The sequence below is a fragment of the Pseudothauera nasutitermitis genome, assembly GCF_004801295.1.
Lineage (GTDB): Bacteria > Pseudomonadota > Gammaproteobacteria > Burkholderiales > Rhodocyclaceae > Pseudothauera > Pseudothauera nasutitermitis.
On record NZ_SSOC01000003.1, the window covers coordinates 321,029 to 344,805 of the forward strand.

General features: G+C 68.4%; 20 protein-coding genes. 15 read left to right on the forward strand and 5 right to left on the reverse strand.

Annotation, left to right across the window (positions count from 1 at the left end; all coding sequences use genetic code 11):
- Positions 1-4 precede the first annotated feature (4 nt).
- Positions 5-1,621 (reverse strand): hemerythrin domain-containing protein, encoded by a 1,617-nt coding sequence (locus E6C76_RS08835; RefSeq protein WP_136347865.1) that lies wholly within the window; start codon positions 1,619-1,621, stop codon positions 5-7.
- 371 nt (positions 1,622-1,992) lie between these two features.
- Here E6C76_RS08835 and E6C76_RS08840 point away from each other — a divergent pair, with 371 nt between their 5' ends.
- Positions 1,993-2,439, forward strand: coding sequence for a DoxX family protein (locus E6C76_RS08840; RefSeq protein WP_136347866.1), 447 nt, complete (start codon positions 1,993-1,995; stop codon positions 2,437-2,439).
- A gap of 64 nt (positions 2,440-2,503) precedes the next feature.
- Here E6C76_RS08840 and E6C76_RS08845 read toward each other — a convergent pair whose 3' ends face one another.
- Positions 2,504-2,815 carry a DnaJ family domain-containing protein gene (locus tag E6C76_RS08845; protein ID WP_136347867.1) on the reverse strand — a complete coding sequence of 104 codons (312 nt, stop codon included), beginning with the start codon at positions 2,813-2,815 and terminating at the stop codon, positions 2,504-2,506.
- An 89-nt stretch (positions 2,816-2,904) separates the two neighbouring features.
- Between E6C76_RS08845 and E6C76_RS08850 the strand changes: the two genes are divergently transcribed.
- Positions 2,905-3,888: a hypothetical protein gene (locus E6C76_RS08850; RefSeq protein ID WP_136347868.1), complete on the forward strand. Its 984-nt coding sequence runs from the start codon at positions 2,905-2,907 to the stop codon at positions 3,886-3,888.
- 15 nt (positions 3,889-3,903) lie between these two features.
- On the opposite strand, the gene E6C76_RS08855 is transcribed toward E6C76_RS08850, so the two are convergent.
- Positions 3,904-4,374 carry a winged helix-turn-helix transcriptional regulator gene (locus E6C76_RS08855; RefSeq protein WP_136347869.1) on the reverse strand — a complete coding sequence of 157 codons (471 nt, stop codon included), beginning with the start codon at positions 4,372-4,374 and terminating at the stop codon, positions 3,904-3,906.
- Between the two features lie 135 nt (positions 4,375-4,509).
- Between E6C76_RS08855 and E6C76_RS08860 the strand changes: the two genes are divergently transcribed.
- From E6C76_RS08860 to E6C76_RS08870, 3 genes are all read left to right on the forward strand, one after another.
- Positions 4,510-5,811 (forward strand): D-amino acid dehydrogenase, encoded by a 1,302-nt coding sequence (locus E6C76_RS08860; protein ID WP_136347870.1) that lies wholly within the window; start codon positions 4,510-4,512, stop codon positions 5,809-5,811.
- A 105-nt stretch (positions 5,812-5,916) separates the two neighbouring features.
- Complete coding sequence (locus E6C76_RS08865) at positions 5,917-7,173, forward strand: urea ABC transporter substrate-binding protein (protein ID WP_136347871.1); 1,257 nt, start codon at positions 5,917-5,919, stop codon at positions 7,171-7,173.
- On the forward strand, positions 7,170-10,244 hold the full coding sequence (locus tag E6C76_RS08870) for a bifunctional diguanylate cyclase/phosphodiesterase (RefSeq protein WP_211090168.1): 3,075 nt from the start codon (positions 7,170-7,172) through the stop codon (positions 10,242-10,244). Before E6C76_RS08865 ends, E6C76_RS08870 begins: the two co-directional genes overlap by 4 nt.
- Before the next feature lie 14 nt (positions 10,245-10,258).
- On the opposite strand, the gene E6C76_RS08875 is transcribed toward E6C76_RS08870, so the two are convergent.
- Positions 10,259-10,483 carry a hypothetical protein gene (locus E6C76_RS08875; protein ID WP_211090186.1) on the reverse strand — a complete coding sequence of 75 codons (225 nt, stop codon included), beginning with the start codon at positions 10,481-10,483 and terminating at the stop codon, positions 10,259-10,261.
- Positions 10,484-10,488: 5 nt separating this feature from the next.
- Positions 10,489-10,932: a ProQ/FINO family protein gene (locus E6C76_RS08880; protein ID WP_136347872.1), complete on the reverse strand. Its 444-nt coding sequence runs from the start codon at positions 10,930-10,932 to the stop codon at positions 10,489-10,491.
- Between the two features lie 145 nt (positions 10,933-11,077).
- Here E6C76_RS08880 and E6C76_RS08885 point away from each other — a divergent pair, with 145 nt between their 5' ends.
- The 10 genes from E6C76_RS08885 to E6C76_RS08930 all read left to right on the forward strand — a co-directional run bounded on the left by E6C76_RS08885 (position 11,078) and on the right by E6C76_RS08930 (position 23,673).
- Entirely contained in the window at positions 11,078-12,322 is a 1,245-nt protein-coding gene (locus E6C76_RS08885) for an MFS transporter (RefSeq protein WP_230976209.1), read from the forward strand.
- 397 nt (positions 12,323-12,719) lie between these two features.
- Complete coding sequence (infA, locus tag E6C76_RS08890) at positions 12,720-12,962, forward strand: translation initiation factor IF-1 (RefSeq protein ID WP_136347873.1); 243 nt, start codon at positions 12,720-12,722, stop codon at positions 12,960-12,962.
- 68 nt (positions 12,963-13,030) lie between these two features.
- A complete protein-coding gene (locus tag E6C76_RS08895; protein WP_136347874.1) occupies positions 13,031-14,671 on the forward strand; it encodes an ATP-binding domain-containing protein in 1,641 nt (546 codons plus the stop codon).
- 32 nt (positions 14,672-14,703) lie between these two features.
- Positions 14,704-15,174 carry a hypothetical protein gene (locus E6C76_RS08900; protein ID WP_136347875.1) on the forward strand — a complete coding sequence of 157 codons (471 nt, stop codon included), beginning with the start codon at positions 14,704-14,706 and terminating at the stop codon, positions 15,172-15,174.
- Positions 15,175-15,337: 163 nt separating this feature from the next.
- Positions 15,338-16,936, forward strand: a complete 1,599-nt coding sequence (locus E6C76_RS08905; protein ID WP_136347876.1) for a methyl-accepting chemotaxis protein — start codon at positions 15,338-15,340, stop codon at positions 16,934-16,936.
- 140 nt (positions 16,937-17,076) lie between these two features.
- Positions 17,077-17,811: a sensor histidine kinase gene (locus E6C76_RS08910; protein ID WP_136347877.1), complete on the forward strand. Its 735-nt coding sequence runs from the start codon at positions 17,077-17,079 to the stop codon at positions 17,809-17,811.
- Positions 17,808-18,455, forward strand: coding sequence for a response regulator (locus E6C76_RS08915; protein ID WP_136347878.1), 648 nt, complete (start codon positions 17,808-17,810; stop codon positions 18,453-18,455). Before E6C76_RS08910 ends, E6C76_RS08915 begins: the two co-directional genes overlap by 4 nt.
- 137 nt (positions 18,456-18,592) lie before the next feature.
- The gene (locus tag E6C76_RS08920) at positions 18,593-20,071 is read left to right on the forward strand and encodes a GGDEF domain-containing protein (protein ID WP_136347879.1); all 1,479 of its coding nucleotides are present in this window, start codon (positions 18,593-18,595) and stop codon (positions 20,069-20,071) included.
- A 14-nt stretch (positions 20,072-20,085) separates the two neighbouring features.
- Positions 20,086-21,888: a GGDEF domain-containing protein gene (locus tag E6C76_RS08925; protein WP_136347880.1), complete on the forward strand. Its 1,803-nt coding sequence runs from the start codon at positions 20,086-20,088 to the stop codon at positions 21,886-21,888.
- A 303-nt stretch (positions 21,889-22,191) separates the two neighbouring features.
- Complete coding sequence (locus tag E6C76_RS08930; RefSeq protein ID WP_136347881.1) at positions 22,192-23,673, forward strand: flagellin N-terminal helical domain-containing protein; 1,482 nt, start codon at positions 22,192-22,194, stop codon at positions 23,671-23,673.
- Positions 23,674-23,777: the final 104 nt, after the last annotated feature.

Consider the following 23,777-nt stretch of genomic DNA (forward strand, 5'->3'; position numbering starts at 1 on the left):
AGAGTCAGGCGTTGGGGTCCTGCGAGCGGAAACGCAGCAGGCGGCCGGGGTCGGGGATGGTGACGTAGCGCCGGTTGATGGTGATCAGGCCGTTGTCGGTGAGTTGCTGGAAGGCGCGCGACAGCGTGGGGGGGCTGATGTTGAGGTAGGAGGCGATGACCTGCTTCTGCGCCGGCAGGGTGGCTTCCATGACGCCGTGGGCATTGATGCTGGCGTGCTCCAGCAGGTGATCGATGATGCGCTCCATGGCAGTGTGCAGGGTCAGCGCTTCCAGTTCGCCGACGACGTGCTGCAATCGAGCGCCCAGGTGCTGCACGGCAGCCGCCGCGAACGGCAGACTGGTGGCCTGCAGGCGCTGCAGCGCTGCCGCGGGGATGAGCAGCAGCACGGTGGCGGTAAGGCTGTAGGCGGATACACGGTAGCGCTGGCGAGTGAGCGCCTCGACCTCGCCGAACACCTGCTGGCGATCGACGATGTCCAGCACCTTTTCCGCGCCGCGCGAATTGGACACCACCAGGCTGATCTGTCCGCTGACCACCAGGTAGGCGCCGTCCGGTTCATCGCCGCGGCGGAACAGGGTCTGCCCCTTGTTCAGACGGATCAGGCGCGCGGCGCGCTCCAGCCCGGCCAGTTCGCCGCGGTGCAGGTCATGGAACAGCGCGTGACGCGACAGCACGGTGCCGCCGATTCCCGGCGCTTCGGCATCGGCCGTATCGCTGGCCTGCGGAACGGGCGCACCACCGGCCGCCGGTTCCAGCACCAGCAGCATCACCATCTGCCCATGCAGCGCGAGGTAACTGACGCGCGCCGGATAGGTGGCCGCTCCGCCCGGCGCGCCGGCGCATTCCAGCGTACCCTCGAAGCTGCCGCTGACCAGCACCTCGCTCATCAGTACCGGAAAGCTTTCCGCCTGGCGGGGGCCGAACAGTTCGGCCGCGCCCATGCCGCGCAGGGCGCTGGGCGACAGGCCGAACAGGCGCGCGGCGGCATCGTTGGCGCGCAGCACCTCGCCGGGCAGCAGCGCGGTGTCCAGCGCGATGACCAGGGCGGCGTGATCGTCGCCGGCGATCAGTTCGAGGACCTCTTCCTCGGTGGCGTACAGCGCGGCACTGCCGCGCGCCAGCATGTCGGTGAAACGGGTGGGCGCGGGCTCGCCCGGCTGGGTGTCGTCCTCGCTGCGTGTGGCGTTCAGCGTGGAGGCGGCGGCCAGATGGGCGGCGCGCAGCCGGCGGGCGAGTTCCTGATCCTCGCCCTTGATGTGGCGCAGCAGCCAGTCGCCCAGGAAGGCGAGCAACTGGCGGCCGTCGGGCACGGCGTTTTCGCTCAGATCGTCGAGCATGTCGCCGACGTGGGCGAGGAAACGCTCGTGGTTCTCGTGGTGGCGGCAGGCATGCTCCGAGTTCAGCCCACACAGCGCCATCAGCGCTTCCTCGGTGCCGAAGTGCACCTCGGCGTAGTCCTTCAGATAACCGAGCAGCAGGCGCACCTCTTCCACGCCCAGCGAGGCATCGCCCGCCAGCCGGCCAGCGGCGGCGTTCACCATATCGACCAGCCCACGGTGCTGGCGGTCGATCACGTCGATATCGGTCTTGAGCGCGTCGCTCCAGGCCAGAAGCTGCATCCTGCAATCCCCGGTCAATCGTCTGTCGGCACCGTTCCTACAACGGCGCCCGCAGGATTCTCACGAAGCACGCTGCCCAACATCTTGACGGAGGTCAAGCCCACCCGTACAGGCAGTGCAATTCCGTCGTCCAACAGAACACTGCTGGACACGGCAGGCACGGCCACATGGCCCCCGCAAGCACCACCGGATAAACATCCGTACCGGCAAAAACAGACGAACTGTTCCGAATAATGGAACTATTGATATCGTGCAAGCTACTTTATCGTCATCTATCCTCACAATAAAGTAGCGGCAAGTCCGGTGCATGACCGGCCCAAAAACCTGCCCGCACCCGACGAAGCACGTGGGCGCAATCCTGGAGAGTCACCATGAGCAACCCTCTGATCAAACGCCTGTTCGCTTCCGACGCCGGCTGGGCCCCGCTGGCCCTGCGCATTCCGGTAGGCATCATCTTCATCGCGCACGGTGCGCAGAAACTGTTCGGCTGGTTCGGCGGGCACGGCCTGGCCGGCACCGGCGGCTGGATGGATTCGATCGGTCTGTCGCCCGGCTACCTGATGGCCCTGATGGCCGGCAGCGCGGAGTTCTTCGGTGGCCTGGCCCTGCTGGTCGGCCTGCTGGTGCGCCCGGCGGGGGCAGCGCTGGCCTTCGCCATGCTGATTGCCATCTTCGCCGTGCATATCGATCATGGCCTGTTCGTCAGCAACAACGGCTACGAGTTCGCCCTGGCCCTGCTTGCCGCCGCGGTTTCGCTGGCGCTCAGCGGTGCCGGCCGTGCCTCGCTGGACCGCTGGATCACCGGGCGCCTCCAGTAATCCCTCTGGCAAAGCAACTCCGGGCCGAAACGGCCCGGAATGTCTTGGTGGAAACGGGGCACGCTCAGGCGCGCCCCGCTTCCGACAGGCGCAGCAGCCGTTCGGCCAGCCGGCGCTGCAGCACCACGCGCCGCGCGCCCTCCGGCATGCCGGCCAGTTCGCCTCGCAGGGCGGCGATCTCGCGCCGCAGGCCGACCTGCGCCGGCGCCCAGCCGGCATTCTTCAGCACGCGGTTCAGCATGCGGATCTCCGCCGGCACGAGGGGATCCTCCCCGTCGGGCGGCAGCGGCCGGCCGGCGCCCGGGAGGCCATCCAGCTCTCCGCGCCCGATGGCATCGACGATGCGGCGCTCGGCCAGCAGATCAAAAATGTGCATGCAGGCATTGTAAAGCCGGGCCGCGCGCCCTAAAGTCAGTCCTTGCGCCTTTGGCGCTCGTTTCCCGTTTACGCCCTGTTCCACCATCGATGAAATTGCTCTCGAAGTTCGTCAGCCTGTTCTCCACGCCTCCGCCGCCGCCTCCCGAGGTCGGCGAGGGCTTGAACCGCATCGGCGAGCTGTTCGGACCGTCGGTGGCCAACGAGCGCAATTTCGAGCGCCGGCTCGCCGAACCGGTGGCCAACGCGTTGAGCTACTGCGACAGGCTGGTCGCCGCCCTGCCGCCGAGCATCGACATCCATCGCGCGGCCTTCGCCGAGAATCCGCTGGTGCACGCACTGTTCGCCAGCGCCGACGACATTCCGCTGACCCTGGCGCGCAGTGCCGCCCTGCGCGAGTACATGGAACAGCCGCAGGCCTGGCTGGACGATCACTTCCACGCCCTGCTGGCCGCGCGCCGCCATGAGAAGAAGGTGCTTGGCGCGGCCAACCGGGGGCAGATGATCGCCACCGACGTTCCCCAGCGCCTGCTGTACTTCTCCGACCAGGCGATGACCCTGCCCGCCGCCGACGAGGCAGGCGCGCGCGCGCGCCTGCGTCAGGCCGCCTTCGACAGCCTGCTGCAATCCTTTGTCAGCCATCTCGACACCCTGCGCCACGGCCGCGAGGATCTGCTGGTGGAACGCGAGCTGGAACGCGTACGCCTGCGCACCTCGCGCGATGCCGAGATGCAGGAGCGCTACGCCCGCCGGCTGGATGAACTGGATGCGCGCCTGCGCGCCGACAGCGACGCCCTGCAGCCGGAGCATCAGATCGGCGCGCTGGCCGAACTGCTGATGGCACCGGAGCAGGCGCTGAGCATGGCACCGCTGTCCTTCCGCGTGGATCGCGCCGGCAAACTGGTGGAGGGCGAAGCGCCGGCCGGCGAACCGTTGCACACCCTGTCGTTCATCGAACTGACCTCGCGTGACCGCCGCCGCCACGTGGTGCTGCCGGTGCGCATCCCGCGCGAGGACCTCACCCGCGCACTGGAGCAGGCACGCGTGGAGCGCGACCGCATCGTGCTGATCTGAGAGTCTGTCTACGGTTCAGGCCGGCGAGGTCGGCAGGTACAGGCTTTCCTTGATCTCTTCCATCACCACGTAACTGCGCGACTCGGCCGCCGCCGGCAGCTTCAGCAGGATGTTGCCGAGCAGGCGGCGGTATTCGCCCATCTCGGCGATGCGCGCCTTCACCAGGTAGTCGAAATCCCCCGACACCAGGTGGCACTCCATGACCTCCGGCACGTAGCGGATCTCGTTCTTCACCCGCTCGAACACCTCGCCGGATTTCGCCGACAGCTTGATCTCCACGAACACCAGCAGGCCGCGTCCGAGCGCGTGCGGGTCGACGTGCGCGTGGTAGCCGGTGATCACGCCCTCACGCTCCAGACGGCGTACCCGTTCGGTGCACGGCGTGGCGGAAAGCCCGACTTTTTCGGCCAGTTCCGTCATCGGAATACGGGCATTCTTCTGCAGCAGATCGAGGATCTTGCGGTCCACACGGTCCAGTTCGCGCATTTCACTTCCAGGTCCGGCCGGCAGGCCTAAAATTGGTGATTTCCACTATCTATATCATATAGATTAGTGAAATTCACCAATGATTGACCTCTAGACTTCGCATATTCAATGAAAGCGTAGCCCATGGAGGCTCACATGCACGTCCTCGTCCTCGGCAGCGGCGTCATCGGCACCACCACCGCGTATTACCTGGCGCGCGCCGGTGCACGCGTCACCGTGGTGGACCGCCAGCCCGGCCCGGCCATGGAAACCAGCCACGCCAACGCCGGCCAGGTTTCTCCCGGCTACTCCACCCCGTGGGCCGCGCCCGGCATTCCGCTCAAGGCGGTCAAATGGCTGTTCCAGCGCCACGCCCCGCTGGCCATCCGCGCCGACGGCAGCCTGTTCCAGCTGCGCTGGATGCTTTCCATGCTGCGCAACTGCACGGCCGGCGCCTACACGGTGAACAAGGAACGCATGATGCGGCTGTCCGAATACAGCCGCGACTGCCTGCGTGAGCTGCGCGCCGAAACCGGCATCCACTACGAAGAACGCACCCGTGGCACCGTGCAACTGTTCCGCACCCAATCCCAGGTGGATGCCGCCGCGCGCGACATCGCCGTGCTGGAAGAATGTGGCGTGCCCTTCGAACTGCTCGACCGCGACGGCCTGGCCGGCGCCGAACCAGCGCTCGCCCGCGTGCGCGGCAAACTGGCCGGCGGCCTGCGCCTGCCCAACGACGAGACCGGCGACTGCGCGCTGTTCACCCGGCGACTGGCGGCGATGGCCACCGAACTGGGCGTGGAATTCCGCTACGGCGTGCCGCTGGACGGCTTCGAGATGGCCGGCGGGCGCATCCAGGCCCTGCGCGCGGGCGGCGAACGGCTGAGCGCGGAGCGCTACGTCCTGGCCCTGGGCAGCTATTCGCGCCCCTTCCTGCGGCCACTGGGGCTGGACCTGCCGGTGTATCCGCTGAAGGGCTACTCGCTCACCGCCACCCTGCTCGACGAACAAGCCGCGCCGGTATCCACGGTGCTCGACGAAACCTACAAGATCGCCATCACCCGCTTCGACCAGCGCATCCGCATCGGCGGCATGGCGGAGCTGGCGGGTTTCGACCTGTCGCTCAACCCCCGCCGCCGCGCCACGCTGGAAATGGTGACGCGCGATCTGTTCCCCGGCGGCTGCGATCTGCCGCAGGCCGAGTTCTGGACCGGCCTGCGCCCGATGACCCCGGACGGCACGCCCATCGTCGGCGCCACCCGCGTCCCCGGGCTGTACCTCAACACCGGCCACGGCACCCTGGGCTGGACCATGGCTTGCGGTTCGGGCCGTCTGGTGGCCGATCTGGTCACCGGCCGCAACCCGGCCATCCGGGCCGACGATCTAAGCCTTTCGCGATATGGCAGGCAGGCGGCCCCGCCGGCCGCGGCGGGCACGCTGCACGCCAGCGCCTGATCCCCGGAGGCAAGCCCGTTCTGCCTCCGAACGGCCCTTGCAATATTCCGCTTCGTACCCTGGCCGAGACTCCCCGGCGCATCCGTCTACTGGCATAGTACGCGGATGCAGTCGCTGCTCCTGTATCCCTTCCGTTCGCCCTTGCGGTTATCGCTGTTTGCGCTGGCCGCCGCCGCGCTGGCGTTCACCGTGCTGCGGCCGGACCGCCCGCAGCCGTTGCGCGTGGGCGTGGTGCACGCGCTCAGCGGCGCGATGGCCGACAGCGAATACGTGCTGGTGGATGCCCTGCGGCTGGCCGCGGAGGAAATCAATACGGCCGGCGGGGTGCTCGGACGCCCGGTGGAACTGATCGTTGCCGACAGCCGCTCGGACTGGGAGCACGCGGCGGCCGAGGCCGACCGGCTGATCACCCGCGAACGCGTCAGCGCCCTGTTCGGCTGCTGGACCTCGGCCTGCCGCAAGGCACTGCTGCCGGTGGTCGAGCGCCACCGCCACCTGCTGTTCTACCCCTTGCAGTTCGAGGGCATGGAGCAGTCGCAGCACATCGTCTATCTGGGTGCGGCCCCCAACCAGCAGATCATTCCGGGCGCGCGCTGGGCCATCCAGCGCCACGGGCCGCGCATCTTCCTGCTGGGATCGGATTACGTGTTCCCGCGCATGGCCAACCGGCTCATCCGCGATCTGACCACCACCACCGGCAGCTCGGTGGTGGGTGAAGCCTATCTGCCCGCCGGCGCCGACGACGCGGCATTCGCCCTCGTCACGGAGGAACTGCGCCGCAATGCCCCCGACGTGGTGCTCAACACCCTGTACGGCGACGCCAACCGGCGCTTCTTCGCGGCATTGGCCGAGGCCGGCCTGGGGGAACAGCCGGTGGTTTCGTTCAGCATGGGCGAGCCGGAGCTGGCCACCTTCGGCCTGCCCCGCGCGCATCCGGCCCATCATGCGGTATGGGGTTACTTCCAGAGCCTGGAAGATCCCGCCAACCAGCGCTTCGTCGAACGCTTCCAGGCCCGTTACGGGCAGCACCGGGTGCTCAGCGACCCCATGGTGACCAGCTACAACGCGCTGCGCCTGTGGGCCGCCACCGCGGAAAAGGTCGGCACCGATGAACCCCAGCAGGTCGACCTGGCCATCCCGCGCATGAGCATCGACGGCCCCACCGGCATCGTCGCCCTGGATTCGACCACGCGCCATGCCTGGCGGCGCGTGTTCATCGGCCGCGCGCGCGCGGATGGGCAGTTCGACGTGGTCGAATTGTCCGAAGCGCCGGTACGCCCCACGCCCTTCCCGGCCTATCGCGGCCGCCGGGGCCTGCTGCGCGCGGCGCAGGATCCGAACGCTCCGGCGGCGGTACGGTGAGGCAGCCCAATCTGCAGACCCGCCTGACGATCGGTTTCCTGATCGTCGCCCTGGTACCGCTCGCCGGGCTGGCCTGGGTGTATCTGCAATCCTTCGAACGCGCGCTGACGGCCGCCGTGCTGCAGAACGTCTCATCGGTGGCCGACAAGAAGGCCGACCAGATCAACTCCTTCATCAACGAACGTCTTGCCGACGTACGCTCCAAGGCCCGTCAGCTCTGGCTGGGCGACGCCCTGCGCGCCCACGCGCGCGCGCATCGCCAGGACGAGAATCCCGCGACCGCCCCCGGCGCGGTGCGCTATCGCGCCGAACTGGCGGCCCTGGGCGATCGCAGCGAATACCACAACCTGATGCTCATCGACGTCGACGGCAACGTGGTGTTCTCCCTGCACGACGGCCCGGAACTGGGGGTCAACCTGTTCGACGCGCCCTACCGCAACAGCGGACTGGCGGTCGGCTTCCGGCAGGTGATGACCTTCCTGCACGTCGACCTCACCCGCTTCACCCCCCACGGCACCGTGCCGGGCGACATGGCCGCCTTCGCCATCGCGCCGATCCTGCGCAACGGCAGGGCCATCGGCGCGCTGGCCCTGCAGGTCAATCTGAGTACGCTGATGCACGTGGTGGCCGACCGCAGCGGCCTGGGCCAGAGCGGAGAGACCGTCCTGGGCTTCGAGGAAGGGGAAGAAATCCATTACATCGTTTCCCAGGCGCCGCACTACACCACGCCGGTCTTCATGCGCGCCTCGGAAGCCGGCGCCTCGGCCCCCATGCGCCGTGCGCTGGCTGGCAAACAGGGCGGCGGCGTCGCACTGGATCTCCGTGGCGTGGAAGTGGCCGCCAGCTGGCATTTCCTGCCGGCGCTGGGCTGGGGCATGGTGGTGAAGACCGACACCTGGGAAGCCTTTGCCCCCCTGCACAATCGCCAGCGCATCACCATGCTGGCCTTCCTCGGCTTTCTGCTGCTGTCGAGCGCCGCCGCCCTGATCGTGGGCCGTCGCTTCGTGCGCAGCGAAGCGATCATCGCCGACCAGGAAGCCCGCTACCGCGCCATGTTCGACAACATGAACGATGGGGTGGCGCTCTACCGTCCGACCGCCGACGGGCAGGAATTCCAGATACTCGACGTCAACCCGGCGGCCGAGCGCATCGTCGGCCAGGCGCGCGGCGAACTGCTCGGCAAGCGCTCGCGCGACGCCTTCCCCGGCCTGCAGGACGCGGGCATCTTCGACGCCTTCCTGCGGGTCAGCCGGAGCGGACGCAACGAATCGGTCAGCCTGGCCACCTACCACGATACCCATGCCCGCCTGTGGGTGGAAAACGACGTGATCCGCCTGCCGGGCGGCGAAATCCTCTCCGTATTCCAGGACATCACCGCGCGCAAGCAGGCCGAGGAGGCCCTGCTGCTCTACGCCCGCATCTTCGAGCACAGTGGCGAAGCGATCATGGTGACCGACCACGACAACCGCATCGTCGCCATCAACCCCGCCTTCACCCGCCAGACCGGCTACCGGCTCGAGGACATCGCCGGCCAGGATCCGCGCATCCTGGCCTCCGGCCGCACCCCGCGCGAAACCTACCACGCGCTGTGGCAGGCGCTGGGCGAGAGTGGCTACTGGCAGGGCGAAATGTGGGACCAGAACCGCGCAGGGCACATCTATCCCAAGTGGGCGGCCATCTCGGTGATCCGCGACCCGGACGGACAGATCAGCAACTACATCGCCAGCTTCACCGACATCAGCGAACGCAAGGCGGCCGAGCAGCGCATCGAGCACCTCGCCCACCACGACAGCCTCACCGGCCTGTTCAACCGCTACAACCTGGAGATCCGCCTGGCCCAGTCAGTGCTCGCCGCGCGCCGCGAGCATATCCGCCTGGCGGTGATGTTCATCGACCTGGACCGTTTCAAGATCATCAACGACACCCTGGGTCACCACACCGGTGACCTGCTCCTCGTCGAAGTGGCCGCCCGCCTGCGTCAGTGCGTGCGCGAGAGCGACATCGTCGCGCGCCTGGGCGGCGACGAGTTCGTCGTCGTGCTGACCCGCCTGCTCGACGCGGGCGACGCCTCGGCGGTGGCCGCGAAGATTCTCGAAACCCTGGGCACCCCCTACGAGATCAATGGCGACCGCCTGCATACCAGCCCGAGCATCGGCATCAGCGTGTATCCGGAGGATGGCGACGATGCCGGCACACTGATGCGCAACGCCGACGCGGCCATGTATCACGCCAAGGAACAGGGCCGCAACAACCTGCAGTACTTCACCAGCGCGCTCAACGCGGCGGCGGCCGAACGCCTGACGCTGGAACGCGAACTGCGCATCGCGGTGGAAGAACGGCAGTTCGAACTGCACTACCAGCCGCAGTACGCCGCCGGCGCCGACCCGCGGGAACGCCCCTGCGGCGTGGAGGCGCTGGTGCGCTGGCGGCATCCGCAGAAAGGCCTGGTGCCCCCGGTGCGCTTCATCCCCGTGGCCGAGGAAACCGGACTGATCGGGGTCATCGGCGATTGGGTGCTGGATTGCGCCTGCCGCGACTTCGCCGCCTGGAAAGCCGCCGGCATCGCCCCGCGGCGGGTGGCAGTCAACCTCTCCGCCCACCAGCTGCGCAACCCCGCGCTGGTCGACAACGTCGGCGCCGTGCTGGCCCGCCACGGGCTGCGCCAGGGCGAACTGGAACTGGAGATCACCGAATCGGTGGCGATGAGCGACCCGGCCGGCGCCATCGAGAAACTGCAGGCCCTGCGCGCGCTCGGCGTCGATCTGGCGATCGACGATTTCGGCACCGGCTATTCCTCGCTGGTCTACCTGAAGCGCCTGCCCATCCAGGTGCTCAAGCTCGATCGCGAATTCGTGCGCGACATCGAAAGCGACGCCAACGACGCGGCGATCAGCGTGGCCACGCTGACGCTGGCCCACAGCCTGGGCCTGCAGGTGGTTGCCGAAGGGGTGGAAACCGAGGCGCAGCGCGACTTCCTGGTATCGCACGGCTGCGACATGCTGCAGGGCTACCTGCTCGGCCGACCCGAACCGGCCGCAGTCCTCGAACAGCGCTGGCGTGCGCAGGACTGAACGGGCAGGCCCGCTCAGCCCTCCTCTTTCGGCTCGCGCATCAGGCGCAGCATCAGCACGATGCCGAACAGCGCATTGCCCAGCGCGAACACCGCGACCAGCGCAGTCGCCACCCCGTTCAGCGGCCGGTTGTGCAGCAGCCAGATCAGCACCGACGACAGCAGATTGAACACCACCATCAGCCAGAACAGCGGATTGCGCGGCTGGTACAGACGGGACAGCTTGGCAAGCCAGGGCACGACGATCAGCGCGAGAACTTGTTGACCAGCTGGTTGAGCTTGTCCTGCCGGCGGCGCTCGTTTTCCTCCGCCTCGCGGCGTTCGCGCTGCTCGCGCGCGGCCTTGGCAAAGCGCTCCTTCAGCGTGGCGGCGGCGTGGCTGCGCTGCTCGTCGGTGATCTCGCCGGCCGGCTGGCCGTCCAGATCGAAACGCTGGGTGCCTTTCTCCACCGCCTTCAGATAGCGTGTGGAAGCGGTATGCAGGCGCAGCGCACTGCGCAGCGCCTTGCGGCTCACTTCGGGGAAGCGCTCGTGGATCGCCGCGTCGATGCGCAAGGCCAGCGGGCGACAGTCCTTGAAGGTGGGCGATACCGACTGCAACCATTTGAGCAGTTCGCGCGCCTCCGTGGCGGGTGACGGGCGGGAGGCAGGCTGGTCCGGAGCAGTATCCGGCGTGACTTCGGCATTCATGGCGGCACGGGAAAGCGGAAAGGAAGACTCTCCCGGCATGCCGGGAGAACCGGGCGCATTCTACCCCAGCGGGCACGGCGCGGCATGCCGCGCACCTTGATGCGAACGGTTGTTACGCGCGCCGTGCTGGTGCAAGCTGGACGCCATGTCCATCCCGGCGGCCCTGCCGCCCCGCCCATTCATGCCCCTGCTGCGCCTTGCCCTGATCCTCTATCTGCTGATGCTGCCGGTCACCGGCATGGTGCCGGTGCTGCACGGACTCACCGAAGGCCGCCACCCCGGCACCAGCGATCTGGCCCGCCACCTGTTCATGTCGATCAACATGATCGGCGCGCTGATCGCCGCGCCGCTCGCCGGACTGGCCTCCGACAGCCTGGGGCGGCGCGTGCCGTTGATCGCCGGGGCGCTGCTGGTCAACGCGGCGGCCCTGCTGCTGATCACCGGGCCATGGTCCTATGCGGTGATCCTCGCCCTGCGCTTCGTCGAAGGCTGCGCGCACATGACCGCCCTGTCGCTGCTGATGACCCTGGGCGCCGACCACGGCCGGCGCGCCGGCCTGGGCGCCTCGATGGGCGCGGTGGGCTCGGCGATCAGCTTCGGGGTGGCCAGCGGCGCGCCGCTGGGCGGCTGGATCGGCGCCGCGTCCGCCACCCAGGTGCCGTGGCTGGGCGGCTGGCTGATGCTGGCGCTGGCCGCCGCCGTGCCGCTGCTGCTGCGCGAGACGCCGCGCGAATCCGCACGCCCGTCGCCGACGGAACTGGTACGCCAGCTGGCCAGCAACCGGCTGCTCGCGGTGCCCTATCTGTTCGCCTTCGTAGACCGCCTCACGGTGGGCTTCATCGTGTCCACCTTTTCACTGTATCTGGGCGCCGTGCTGCTGCTCGACGCCCGCCAGATCGGCCTGGTGATGGCTGCCTTCCTGATTCCCTTCTCCCTGCTCGCCTATCCTGCCGGCCGTCTCTCCCAGCGCTGGGACCGCCTGGGCATGATGATCGCCGGCAGCATCCTGTACGGCCTTTTCCTGATCGCCCTGGGCTGGGCGCCGGCCGGCGCGCTGGCCGCGCTGATGGCCGCCGGTGGCGTGGTCGCGGCGATCATGTACGCGCCGTCGCTGGTGCTCACCGCCGAGCTCGCCGGCCCCAATCAACGTGCCAGCACCATGGCCGGCTTCAACGTGGCCGGCTCGCTGGGCTTCGCCCTCGGGCCGCTGCTCGGCGGCACGCTGGTGGGCACCTTCCGCGCCGCGGGCATGGACCCCTACCTGCCGGTGTTCATCCTGGTCGGCGCGCTGGAAATCCTCATCGCCCTGGCGGTACTGCCGCTGTGGCGCCGCGGCATCGGCTCTGCATTGCCCACGGGACGGGCCGGCGAAGCTTCCCGAACGGGCTGAATCCCCGGTCCGCGGCCGGCGCGGTTTACGCTGCATCGCAACAAACGTATCATGTCGGCCTGCCATCCGGTGGCCGCCAACCCTGCGCAGCAAGTTCCCCTCCCCGGCCACCCGGCCGCTGGTTTACCCCCAGCGGCGTATTCTTCGGCCCCGGCATCCGGGCCGACAGCTTGAGTTCACGCATCGCAGACCACGGACCGCGTCCTGCCGCCCGCCCCCGCGACGCACCTGCCCAGGGCCCGCAACGGCCCTGCCAATACGGCTCACGGATCATTCGCCCCGCCCGGCCACAACCCGCGCGGGTGCGTCGCCTTTGCGCCCGACTCGCGCAAACCGCGATCCGTCGCCGCCAATCCGCCCGACAGCCAGGCCGCCGGGCGCGCACAAGGAGTACTGCATGTCCAAGGAAGACCTGATCCAATTCGAAGGCGTGGTGGAAGAAGTGCTGCGCGACGCGCGTTTCCTGGTCAAACTGGAAAACGGCATGGACGTGGCGGCCTACGCCTCGGGCAAGATGCGCAAGTTCCGCATCCGCATCCTCGCCGGCGACCGCGTCACCCTGGAGATGTCGCCCTACGATCTGAGCAAGGCGCGCATCTGTTTCCGCCACAAGGACGAACGCCGCCCCCGTCCAAACTGAGCCGCTCTGCCACGCGCGCGGCCTTCGGGTAACATCGGGCGCATCCCTTTCGACAGGATGCCTCCACCGTGGCCCGCATCGTTCCCGACGGCTGGCGCGAACTGGCCGTCACCGGCGCCGCGCAGCGCGAAATCGACACCCTGAACCGGTTGGCCTCCGCCCTGCCGGCCGGCTACACCGTGTATCACGCGGTGCATTGGACCAACCTGGAGCGCGGCTACGCGGTGCATGGCGAGGTGGATTTCGTCGTGGTGAACGCCGCCGGCGACCTGCTGCTGATCGAACAGAAGAGCGGCTTTCTGGACGAAACGCCCGAGGGCATCGTCAAGCGCTACCCGGGCCGCGTGCACAGCATTCCCGCCCAGCTCGCGCGCAGTGCGGAGGCACTGCGCGGCAAGCTCGCCGCGCGCCCCGGCTGCGCGGGGGTGAACATCGACTTCCTGCTGTACTGCCCCGATTATCGCGTGCGCCAGCCGCAGACCGCCGGCCTGACACCGGAGCGCATCGTCGACAGCGCGCGACGCGACGCGCTGGGCAGCCTCATCCAGGAAATCCTGCCGCTCGGCGAACCCACCCCGGCCACACCGGAAGTACACCGCTTCCTGCGCGACGTGATCCAGCTCGAACCCGACGTCAGCGCCCTGGTCGGCCGTGCGCGCGACATGGTCACCCGAGTGGCCGGCGGGCTGGCACACTGGGCCCGCCAGCTGGATTTCGAGCCCTTCCGCCTGCGCGTCACCGGCACCGCCGGCTCGGGCAAGACCCAGCTCGCGCTGGCCGAATACCGCGCCACCGTGGAAGCTGGCAAGCGCCCGCTGTACGTGTGCTTCAACCGCCCGCTGGCGGACCATTTCTCCGCCATCGCGCCGGCTGGCGGGCTGGCCTGCTCCTTCCACCAGCTCTGCCATCAGCGCCTGCGCGCAGCCGGGCGCGGGCCGGACTTCTCTGCCGCCGGCGCCTTCGACCGCATGGTGCAGGAGGCGGAGAAACTGCCGGTGGGCGAGGATTTCCGCTTCGACAGCGTGATCGTCGACGAAGGGCAGGACTTTCCCGAAGCCTGGCGCGACCTGGTGCTCGCCCATGCCCGCCCGGGCGCCCGTCTGCTGTGGCTGGAAGACCCGCTGCAGAACCTCTACGCCCGCGATCCGGTGCCGCTGCCCGGCTGGGTGGGCCTGCGCGCCACCAGCAACTTCCGCAGCCCACGCCCGGTGGTGCGCATGCTGCAGGCCCTGCTGCCCGAAGGCACGCCCATCGAGGCCGCCTCGCCGCTGGATGCCGCCGAGGTCGAACTGATCGACTACGCCGACGCGGACGGCCTGCTCGCCGGCGTCAAGGAGGCCATCCGGCGCTGCTACGCCGCCGGTTTCCGCAAGGAAGACCTGGCCGTCGTCTCCTTCCGCGGGCGCGAGCATTCGCGCCTGTTCGGCCACCCCCAGATCGGCCCGCACAGCCTGCGCCAGTTCACCGGGCGCTACGACCTGCTCGGCCATCCGGTGTTCACCGAGGGCGAGGTCCTGCTCGAATCGGTGTACCGCTTCAAGGGCCAGGCCGCCGCCGCGGTGATCCTGGCGGAAGTGGATTTCGACCGTCTGGACGACGCCACGCTGCGCAAGCTGTTCGTCGGCGCCACGCGCGCCACCATGAAGCTGGTGGTGGTGGCTTCGTCACGCGCCGCCGCCGAACTGCGCGCGCGTTACGACATGCGATAATTCCGCCCACCGTCCGCGCCCCGCCCTCCACCATGGCCGTGCTCGCCGAAGCCATCTCCGTGATCGTCCGCAAGGATGCCGTCGCCCAGCGCCTGCCCGGCGGCACGGCGGCCTTCCTGCACGCCGTACCCAACCGCACGCTGTGCGAGGACGCGCACTTGTACCGCATCGGCTTCCTGTCGCCCGACGAAACCGCCGATTTCACCGACCTGCTTGTCACCCTGGGGCTGGTGTTCCTCGATGAAAACGGCGTGGCCACCGATCTGGCTGTCGCCGACCAGCAGCACGGCGCCACCACGGCCTGCCCGTGGCTGGGCTTCGGCCAGGTGGAACTGGCCGACGGCCCCCGGCGGGTCAGCGCCTGCTGGCTGCGCGATGCCGGCGGCCACCCGGAAAACACCGCCGCGGCCCTTGCGGCGGAGCCGTTGGCCACGCCTTCTGGCTGGCGGTATGAAATATCTCTCAGTCGACAATTCACATTTACCCCCAACGCGTCCGAATAAGCCATGATTGCCGTCGGTCATACGACTTATGGCGTAACTCGCTGAGTTTCTTGCTTGTGATTAAGGAAGTTCGCGACTTGCCGTAATAGTGTGCATCGATATTGCTTGCTTATTAGGCATCGTCGGCGCCGCGTGCGCGCCGACGTCCACGCGAGGACGCAGCATGAAGATCAACCAGCCCGTCACCGACCGCGAGGTGCCGTTTCCGCCCGGCACCTATCTGGTTTCGCGCACTGATCTGAAAGGCATCATCACCGAGGCCAACGACGCCTTCGTGGCGATTTCCGGCTACTCCCGCGAAGAGCTGCTGGGCACCAACCACAACATCGTGCGCCACCCGGACATGCCGCCGCAGGCTTTCGAGCAGATGTGGCAGACCATCAAGGACGGACGCCCGTGGCGCGGGCTGGTCAAGAACCGCGCGAAGAGCGGGGATTTCTACTGGGTGGATGCCACCATCGTGCCGGTGACCCAGAACGGGCGCATCACCAGCTACATGTCGGTGCGCATACCGCCCGACCGCAGCGCCCTGCCCGGCGCCGCCAAACTGTACGCCAGCCTGCTCGGCGGCAACGCCCGCCTGCCGGCCCCGCGCCGCGCGCCCCTGCCCAGCGCGCTCAAGCTGGTGCTCGGCCTGCTGCTGCCCGCGCTGGCCTGCGGCGGCGCGGCGTTGAGCGTCGGCACCACCACGCCCCTGGGCGCCGCACTGGGCGGCGCCGCGGCGGCCTTCGCGCTGGCCCTGTTGCCCGCCGGCCTGATCCTGGGCCGCCTGACCAGCGGCCTGACGCGCGCCAACCGCTACTTCGACCGCATGTCGGAAGGCATCATGACCGACGACATCCCGCTCGACGGACGCGACGAGGTCGGCGCCATGCTCTCCCGCCTGGCGGTCACCCAGACGCGCATCAAGGAAATGATGGACCGCATCAGCGCCGCCGCGCGTTCCATCGAGGCCAACACCACCCAGCTGCGCCAGGAGATGCAGCAGGTCAGCAAGCAGTCCGACGTGCAACTGGAAAGCCTGCAGGCGGTGGCGGCGGCGGCCGAGCAATTCAGCCAGTCGGTGGGCGAAGTCGCCGAGCATGCGGCCGATACCGCCCACTCCGCCTCCGGCGCGCGCGAGCAGGTGCATGCCAGCAACCAGGGCATCGAGCGCAGCATCCAGGCCACCTCGCGGGTCATCCATTCGGTGCAGCAGTCCAGTTCGACGATCCATGAACTGGATGCCGCGGTCGCGCGCATCGGCGACATCACCCAGAGCATCCGCGAGATCGCCGACCAGACCAACCTGCTCGCCCTCAACGCGGCCATCGAGGCCGCGCGCGCCGGCGAACAGGGACGCGGCTTCGCCGTGGTGGCCGACGAGGTGCGCAAGCTGGCCGAGCGCACCAGCACCAGCACCGGCGACATCACCGGCATGGTCGCGGAAATCCAGGCGATCACCCAGCGCGCCGTGCAGGTGATGGGCTCGGCGGTCGGCGAGGTGGAAGCCGGCGTTTCGATGATGCAGCAGAGCGTGAGCGGGCTGGACGGCATCTCCGCCGCCAGCGACGACGTGGCCGACCGCGCCGGGCAGATCGCCTCGGCCGCCACCCAGCAGGCCCAGGCCAGCAACGAAGTGGCCGCCAACGTGGAGCGCATCGCCGCGCTGAGCGAACAGAACACCCGCACCGCCCGCCAGGCCTACGGTCAGACCGAGACCTTGCAGACGATGACCGCACGGCTGAAGGCGCTGGCCAGCGAATTCGAACTGCTGCGCTGAGCGGCAGCGCCGGACACATGGCGGCGGCCGGGGGAAGACGACCCGGCCCGCCCCACACTGGGCCATATCGCGACGCGGCGGCCATCGCCCGGCCTGCTATCATTGCGGGCTGATTCCATGCCTCCGCCGCCAATGCCAGCATGATTCCACCCGGGCAGCCTCTCGACTCCAGCACCGATCGCCTCAATTCCAGACTGGCGGCGCTGTCCAACCATTTGGAAGTGGCCCGCGAGGAAGAGCGCGAGCGCATCGCGCGCGACATCCACGACGTGCTGGGCGGCCATCTGGTGGCCATCAAGATCGAAACCGCCCTGCTTGCCGCCCGCCTGGACGGCGATCCCGCGCAGCTGCGCAAGCGCGTGCGCGGCATCGAACGCCTGCTCGACGACGCCATCGCCACGGTCAGCCGGGTTACCCGCGAACTGCGCCCGGGCATCCTCAAGGACTTCGGCCTGGGCGCGGCCATCGAATGCCAGGCCGAGGATTTCACCCAGCGCACCGGCATCGCCTGCCGCATCGTCTGCGCCGACCACGACATCCAGCTCGCCCGTGACGCCGAAGTGGCCCTGTTCCGCACCTTCCAGGAAGCCCTCACCAACGTCTGCAAGCATGCCTGCGCGAGCAGGGTGGAAGTACGCCTGACCGAGGAAGGCGACGACGTCCTGCTGGAAGTGCGCGACGACGGCAAGGGGTTCGACCCGGCCGACATGGACAAACCGCGTTCCTTCGGCCTGCGCGGCATGCGCGAGCGCCTGGCCGCCTTCGGCGGACGGCTGGAGATCGACTCCATGCGCCCCGGCGGCACGCGCCTGCTGCTCGCCGTGCCGCTGTACGACGAACGCATCCGCCACGATTCAGGGGAGCAAGACCGATGATTTCCGCCAGCCGTCTGCGCGTGCTGATCGCCGACGACCACGCCATCGTGCGCCAGGGCCTGCGTCAGATCCTTTCCGAGACCGGCGACCTGGAGGTGGCCGGCGAGGCGGGCAACGGCGTGCAGGCCCTGCAGATGGTGCGCGAACAGCCCTGGGACGTGGTGCTGATGGACGTCTCCATGCCCGACCGCAACGGCATCGACGCGCTGAAGATGATCCGCAAGGAAGCGCCCCGCCTGCCGGTGCTCATCCTCAGCATCTACCCCGAAGACCAGTACGCCGTGCGCGCCCTGAAGGCCGGCGCGGCGGGCTATCTGTCCAAGCAGAGCGCCCCCGAGCAACTGGTCACCGCGATCCGCCAGGTTGCCGGCGGCAAGCGCTACGTCAGCCAGGCCGTGGCCGAGGCGCTCGCCAATGCCGTGCTGGAGGACGGCGACCGCCCCCTGCACGAAAAGCTTTCCGACCGCGAGTTCCAGACCCTGCGCCTGATCGCCAGCGGCCGCACCCCGGCACAGATCGCCGAGGCGCTGGGCATCAGCGTGAAGACGGTGAGCGTGTATCGCGCCCGCCTGCTCGAAAAGATGAACATGCGCAACAACGCGGAACTGACCCATTACGGCATCCGCCACGGGCTGGCGGAGTAGGCGCCGCCACGCTTTTTTTCGCAGGGGATGGAGATTCGCGGAGCGTTTCATTCTGTCAGGCGCCCCAAGCTTCACACTCAGCCGCCGGCGGCGATGGTAAAGTCCGTACAGACCCTGCTCGTCCCCTGCCGAGTACCATGCCGGACTTCTCCTCGCCCGCTGAAATCGCCCGTGAAGCCCTGCGGCGCTTGACCGCCAAACGCATCCCGCCGACCCCGGATCAATACCGCGCCCACTACCACGAAATTGCCGGCACGCCGGAAGACGAAGCCTTCCCCAGCGGCCAGTTGAAGGCCATTTCCCACGCGTTGCCACGTACCACACCGGCCACCCTGCGCGCTGCGCAGCAGTTCGAAGCGGCGGTGGACAGCGGTAACTGGCCCACACTGCGGCGCGCCATCCTGGCGCTTGCCGAAAGCGCCGGCAACGATTGCCTGCGGCAGCTCTCCCGCCTCCTGCATCCGGCGATTTCCGCGCTGCTCGCCGACCAGCCGGAGCTTGCCGCCGAGGCCCGCCTGCTCGCGCAGGAGTTCGATGGCGACGTGGCGGAACACCAGGAAGCCCTGCTGCACCGCCTTGAGCAGTTCATCCACAAGCTCGAATGGGCCGGCGCGGATCTGCACTCGATACGCGCCGGGCTGCTCGAACTGCTGCGCCTGATCCTGCGCAACATCAGCGAACTGGTGCTCGAAGACCGCTGGCTGCACGGCCAGCTCAGCGTGCTTTCGGAAGCCTTCGCCGGCCCGCTCGATGCCCGCATGCTCGACGAGGTGCAGCGCCGCCTGCTCGACGTGATCGACAAGCAGAGCCACCTCAAGCGCCAGCTCACCGACGCGCAGGAACGCCTGAAATCCATGCTCGCCGGCTTCGTCGACCGGCTGGCCAACTTCGGCGCGGTCACCGGCGACTACGCCAGCGTGCTGGCGCGCGGCACCGAGCGCATCGAAGCCGCGCAGGACATCGGCGAACTGTCCGAAGTGGTCGGCGAACTGCTCACCGAAACCCGTCTTGCGCACGATGTCGCGCAACGTTCCACCGAGGAGATCGCCGCGCTGCGCGGCGAGGTCGATGCCGCCAACCAGCACATCCTGCGCCTGCAGCGCGAACTGGACGAAGCCAGCGAACTGGTGCGCCACGACCCGCTCACCGGCACGCTCAACCGCAAGGGCCTGGACGAAGCGCTGGAGCGCGAGATCGCCCTGGCCCGGCGGCGTGGCACGCAACTGAGCATCGCCCTGCTCGACGTGGACAACTTCAAGACGCTCAACGACACCTACGGCCACAAGACCGGCGACGAAGCCCTGCGCCATCTGGCCACCGTGGTGCGCGAATCGCTGCGCCCGCAGGATTCCGTGTGCCGCTACGGCGGCGAGGAATTCCTCATCCTGCTGCCGGACACCGTGCAGGCCGACGCCGCCGCAGTGCTGGTGCGCCTGCAGCGCGAACTGACCCGGCGCATCTTCATGGCCGACCAGGGCCGCCTGCTGATCACCTTCAGCGCCGGCGTGAGCACGCTGGATCCGAACGAACCCGCGCACATCGCCATCGAGCGCGCCGACCGCGCCATGTACGCCGCCAAGCACGCCGGCAAGAACCGCGTGCTGGTCGCCGGCTGACCCCTCCCGACCCCATGTCCACGCTCAGCAATCCGCCCGAAATCGCCCGCGAGGCCCTGCGCCAGCTCGCCCTGCGCCGCGTGCCCCCGACGCCGGAACACTACCGCGCGCTGTACAACGAAATCGCCGGCCAGGCCGACGAGGACGAAACCGCGCCGGAGAAGTTCTATCGCGCCCTCGCCCAGCAACTGCCGCGCGACAGCGCGGAGCGACAGCGCCATGCGCGCATGCTCGACCAGGCCCTGGCCGCGCAGGATGCAGCCGGCTGCCGCGATGCGCTGTGGCAGTACCTGGGCAGCCTGGAGCCCGATGCCCCACCGGCGTGGAACGAATTGATCGGCCAGTTGCTGCGCCAGTGGGAAGCCCGCCAGGCGGGCTGGACCACCGCACGCAAGCGCGAATCGCTGGAACGCGTGCTCGGCGCCAACGACCCCAGGACGCTGTTCACCCGCCTGCAGGGACTGGTTCGTTCGTGGTCGCAGGCCCCTGCCGAACCCGGATCGGATCTGCCTGAAGCCTCGCATGGCGGAAATGCGCCGGCCGCGCCGGCCTCCGTTCCGGGCGCGCCGCCACCCGCGCCGCGTCTGGTGGCCCAGGGCGAAGCCGGGGAACTGGCGGAAACCCTGCGCGCACTGCTGCACCGCACCCTCAACGAAGTGGTGCCCGCCTCGCTTGCCGAACAGCCGGACCTGGTCCGCGAGGCCGCCGGCATCGCCGCGCGCATCCAGGGCGCTGCCAGCATCGACCAGTTGCGCCAGATGGGCGAACTGCTGCGGCGCTTCGCGCTGAAACTGGAAATGGCCGCCGGCGACGCCGCCGAAACGCGCGCCGGCCTGCTCAACCTGCTGCGCCTGCTGCTGCAGAACATCGACGAACTGGTGCTCGACGACCAATGGCTGCACGGCCAGGTGGAAGCCCTGCGCCGCGTGCTCGACAAACCCGCCGATCCGCGCAGCATCGACGACGCCGAACGCCGGCTGAAGGAAGTCATCTACAAGCAGAGCCAGCTCAAGCACAACCTCTCCGAAGCCCAGCAGACCATCAAGGCAATGATTGCCGGCTTCATCGACCAGCTTGCCGATTTTGCCGAAAGCACCGGTAGCTATCACGACACCATCGGCGCCTGTGCGCAGAAGATCGCCGCCGCGCGCGACATCACCCAGATCGGCGGCGTGCTCGACGAAGTCATGCGCGAAACGCGCGGCATCCAGCAACAGGCCGCACGCTCGCGCGCCGAACTGCTCGCTGCGCGCGAACGCGTGCAGGAAACGGAAGCGCGCATCGCCGCCCTGCAGCGGGAGCTGGACGAAGCCAGCCGCCTGGTCACCCAGGATCCGCTCACCGGCGCGCTGAACCGGCGCGGCCTGGAAGAGATGTTCACCAAGGAAGCCAGCCGTGCCGCCCGCCGGCGCAGCCCGCTGTGCGTGGCCCTGCTCGACCTCGACAACTTCAAGAAACTCAACGACACCTATGGCCACCAGAGCGGCGACGACGCCCTGACCCATCTGGTGCGCGTGGTACGCGAAAACCTGCGCCCGCAGGACAGCGTGGCGCGCTACGGCGGCGAGGAGTTCGTCCTGCTCTACCCGGACACCGAACTGAACGAGGCCGCCGCCGCCCTGACCCGCCTGCAGCGCGCGCTGACCACCGCCTTCTTCCTCGCCAACAACCAGAAGGTATTCATCACCTTCAGCGCCGGCGTGGCGGCATGGAATCCCGGCGAAGCGCTGGAAGCCGCGGCCCAGCGCGCCGACGCGGCCATGTACCGCGCCAAGCAGGGCGGCAAGAACCGGGTGGAGATCGCCCCTCCCGCATGATCGCCCCGTCGGCGAAGCATGCGGGCCACATGCTCCGCCGCAGCCCGTCTGCACACCGGCAGGGGACACCGGCAACAACCGGCAAAGCCGCGGAGAGCGGGGCGGCAAACAGGCAAGCTTTGCCGCCCACCCATCTAAGATGCGTGCAAACAAAAAACAAACTATTGTTTTCAAAGGAAATTAAAAATCTGGCACGCCTCTCGCTTAAGAGAGCGCGTACAGCTCGGCGCACAAACACAATGGGGTGTTGCCTTTCGAGACGTCCGAGCCATTGAACAAACCAGATTTCCAAGGAGATCGAAAATGGCACAGGTCATCAACACCAACATTGCGTCGCTCAACGCGCAACGCCATCTGAATACTTCTCAGGGTTCGCTGGCCACGTCTCTCCAACGTCTGTCCTCCGGCCTGCGCATCAACAGCGCCAAGGACGACGCCGCCGGTCTGGCGATCTCGGAACGCATGACGTCGCAGATCCGCGGCCAGGACCAGGCCCGCCGCAATGCCAACGACGGCATCTCGCTGGCGCAGACCGCCGAAGGCGCGCTGCAATCCGCCGGCGACGTGCTGCAGCGTATCCGCGAACTCGCGGTGCAGTCGTCCAACGCGACCAACTCGGCTTCCGACCGTCAAGCGCTCAATGCCGAAGTGAACCAGCTCACCGCCGAGCTGGACCGCATCGCCAAGACCACCGAATTCAACGGCCGCAAGCTGCTCGACGGCTCCTTCACCTCGGCCAACTTCCAGGTGGGCGCCAACGCCGGGCAGATGATCACCGCCACCACGGCCAACTTCAGCACCAGCCAATATGGCGGCTACCGCATCGGCGCGCTGGCGGCCACCACCACGGGCGGCAAGGGCGACCTGACCCCGGGCAGCACGGCTTTCGCGCAGCCCTCCTCGGCGGCCGCGACCAACCGCGTCGTCGGCGGCACCGTGACCATCAACGGCTCCACCGGCGCGGCCTCGATCACCATTCCCGCTGCTTCGTCCGCCAAGGCGGCCGCACAGCTGATCAACGGCGTGAGCGGCACCACGGGGGTGACCGCCACGGCGAAGACCGAGATCGACCTCGATTTCAGCACGCCGAACGCCAGCTACCGTTTCGACCTGTCGTCCGACAATGCCACGCCGATCACCGTGTCCTTCACCATCGGCGCGGCAGACGCGGACGGTCTGGCCGCCGCGGTCAACGCCTTCAACGACGTCTCGGCAAAGACCGGCGTCACCGCACGCATCAACGACTCCGGCGACGGCCTCACCCTGCTGAACTCTTTCGGCGAAAACATCACCCTCGCCAACGCGGCCTCCGGCTCCAACGACGCGACCATCGGCGGCACCGCCACGGCGGCCGGTGCGACGGCGATCGGCACCGGCCAACTGGTGGTCGATTCGGACCGCTCCTTCAGCATCGAGGCCGACAACGCCACCGACTTCTTCACCGCCACCTCCGCCACCTCGCAACTGCAGAAGGTCAGCGACCTGGATGTAAGCTCGGTGGATGCCGCGCAACGCACCATCGCCATGGCGGACGCCGCGCTGTCCGCGATCAACGGCCAGCGCGCCAAGTTCGGCGCCCTGCAGGCCCGCTTCGAGACCACCATCGCCAACCTGCAGATTTCCTCGGAAAACCTGTCGGCCTCGCGCTCCCGCATCCGCGACACCGACTTCGCCGCGGAAACCGCCAACATGACCCGCGCGCAGATCCTGCAGCAGGCCGGTACGGCGATGCTGGCCCAGGCCAACGCACTGCCGCAGCAGGTGCTGCAGTTGCTGCAAGGCTGAGGAAAGCCGCCACGCACCCTCCAAAGCCCGCTTCGGCGGGCTTCTTGCATTAAACTGGCGCGATTTCGTACAGACCGTCTTTCCAGACGCGGCATGACGGCCCG

Coding starts and splice junctions, on each gene's coding strand:
- E6C76_RS08835 (WP_136347865.1), bottom strand. CDS start 1,621: ATGCAGCTTCTGGCCTGGAGCGACGCGCTCAAGACCGATATCGACGTG.
- E6C76_RS08840 (WP_136347866.1), top strand. CDS start 1,993: ATGAGCAACCCTCTGATCAAACGCCTGTTCGCTTCCGACGCCGGCTGG.
- E6C76_RS08845 (WP_136347867.1), bottom strand. CDS start 2,815: ATGCACATTTTTGATCTGCTGGCCGAGCGCCGCATCGTCGATGCCATC.
- E6C76_RS08850 (WP_136347868.1), top strand. CDS start 2,905: ATGAAATTGCTCTCGAAGTTCGTCAGCCTGTTCTCCACGCCTCCGCCG.
- E6C76_RS08855 (WP_136347869.1), bottom strand. CDS start 4,374: ATGCGCGAACTGGACCGTGTGGACCGCAAGATCCTCGATCTGCTGCAG.
- E6C76_RS08860 (WP_136347870.1), top strand. CDS start 4,510: ATGCACGTCCTCGTCCTCGGCAGCGGCGTCATCGGCACCACCACCGCG.
- E6C76_RS08865 (WP_136347871.1), top strand. CDS start 5,917: ATGCAGTCGCTGCTCCTGTATCCCTTCCGTTCGCCCTTGCGGTTATCG.
- E6C76_RS08880 (WP_136347872.1), bottom strand. CDS start 10,932: ATGAATGCCGAAGTCACGCCGGATACTGCTCCGGACCAGCCTGCCTCC.
- E6C76_RS08885 (WP_230976209.1), top strand. CDS start 11,078: ATGTCCATCCCGGCGGCCCTGCCGCCCCGCCCATTCATGCCCCTGCTG.
- infA (WP_136347873.1), top strand. CDS start 12,720: ATGTCCAAGGAAGACCTGATCCAATTCGAAGGCGTGGTGGAAGAAGTG.
- E6C76_RS08900 (WP_136347875.1), top strand. CDS start 14,704: ATGGCCGTGCTCGCCGAAGCCATCTCCGTGATCGTCCGCAAGGATGCC.
- E6C76_RS08905 (WP_136347876.1), top strand. CDS start 15,338: ATGAAGATCAACCAGCCCGTCACCGACCGCGAGGTGCCGTTTCCGCCC.
- E6C76_RS08910 (WP_136347877.1), top strand. CDS start 17,077: ATGATTCCACCCGGGCAGCCTCTCGACTCCAGCACCGATCGCCTCAAT.
- E6C76_RS08915 (WP_136347878.1), top strand. CDS start 17,808: ATGATTTCCGCCAGCCGTCTGCGCGTGCTGATCGCCGACGACCACGCC.
- E6C76_RS08920 (WP_136347879.1), top strand. CDS start 18,593: ATGCCGGACTTCTCCTCGCCCGCTGAAATCGCCCGTGAAGCCCTGCGG.
- E6C76_RS08925 (WP_136347880.1), top strand. CDS start 20,086: ATGTCCACGCTCAGCAATCCGCCCGAAATCGCCCGCGAGGCCCTGCGC.
- E6C76_RS08930 (WP_136347881.1), top strand. CDS start 22,192: ATGGCACAGGTCATCAACACCAACATTGCGTCGCTCAACGCGCAACGC.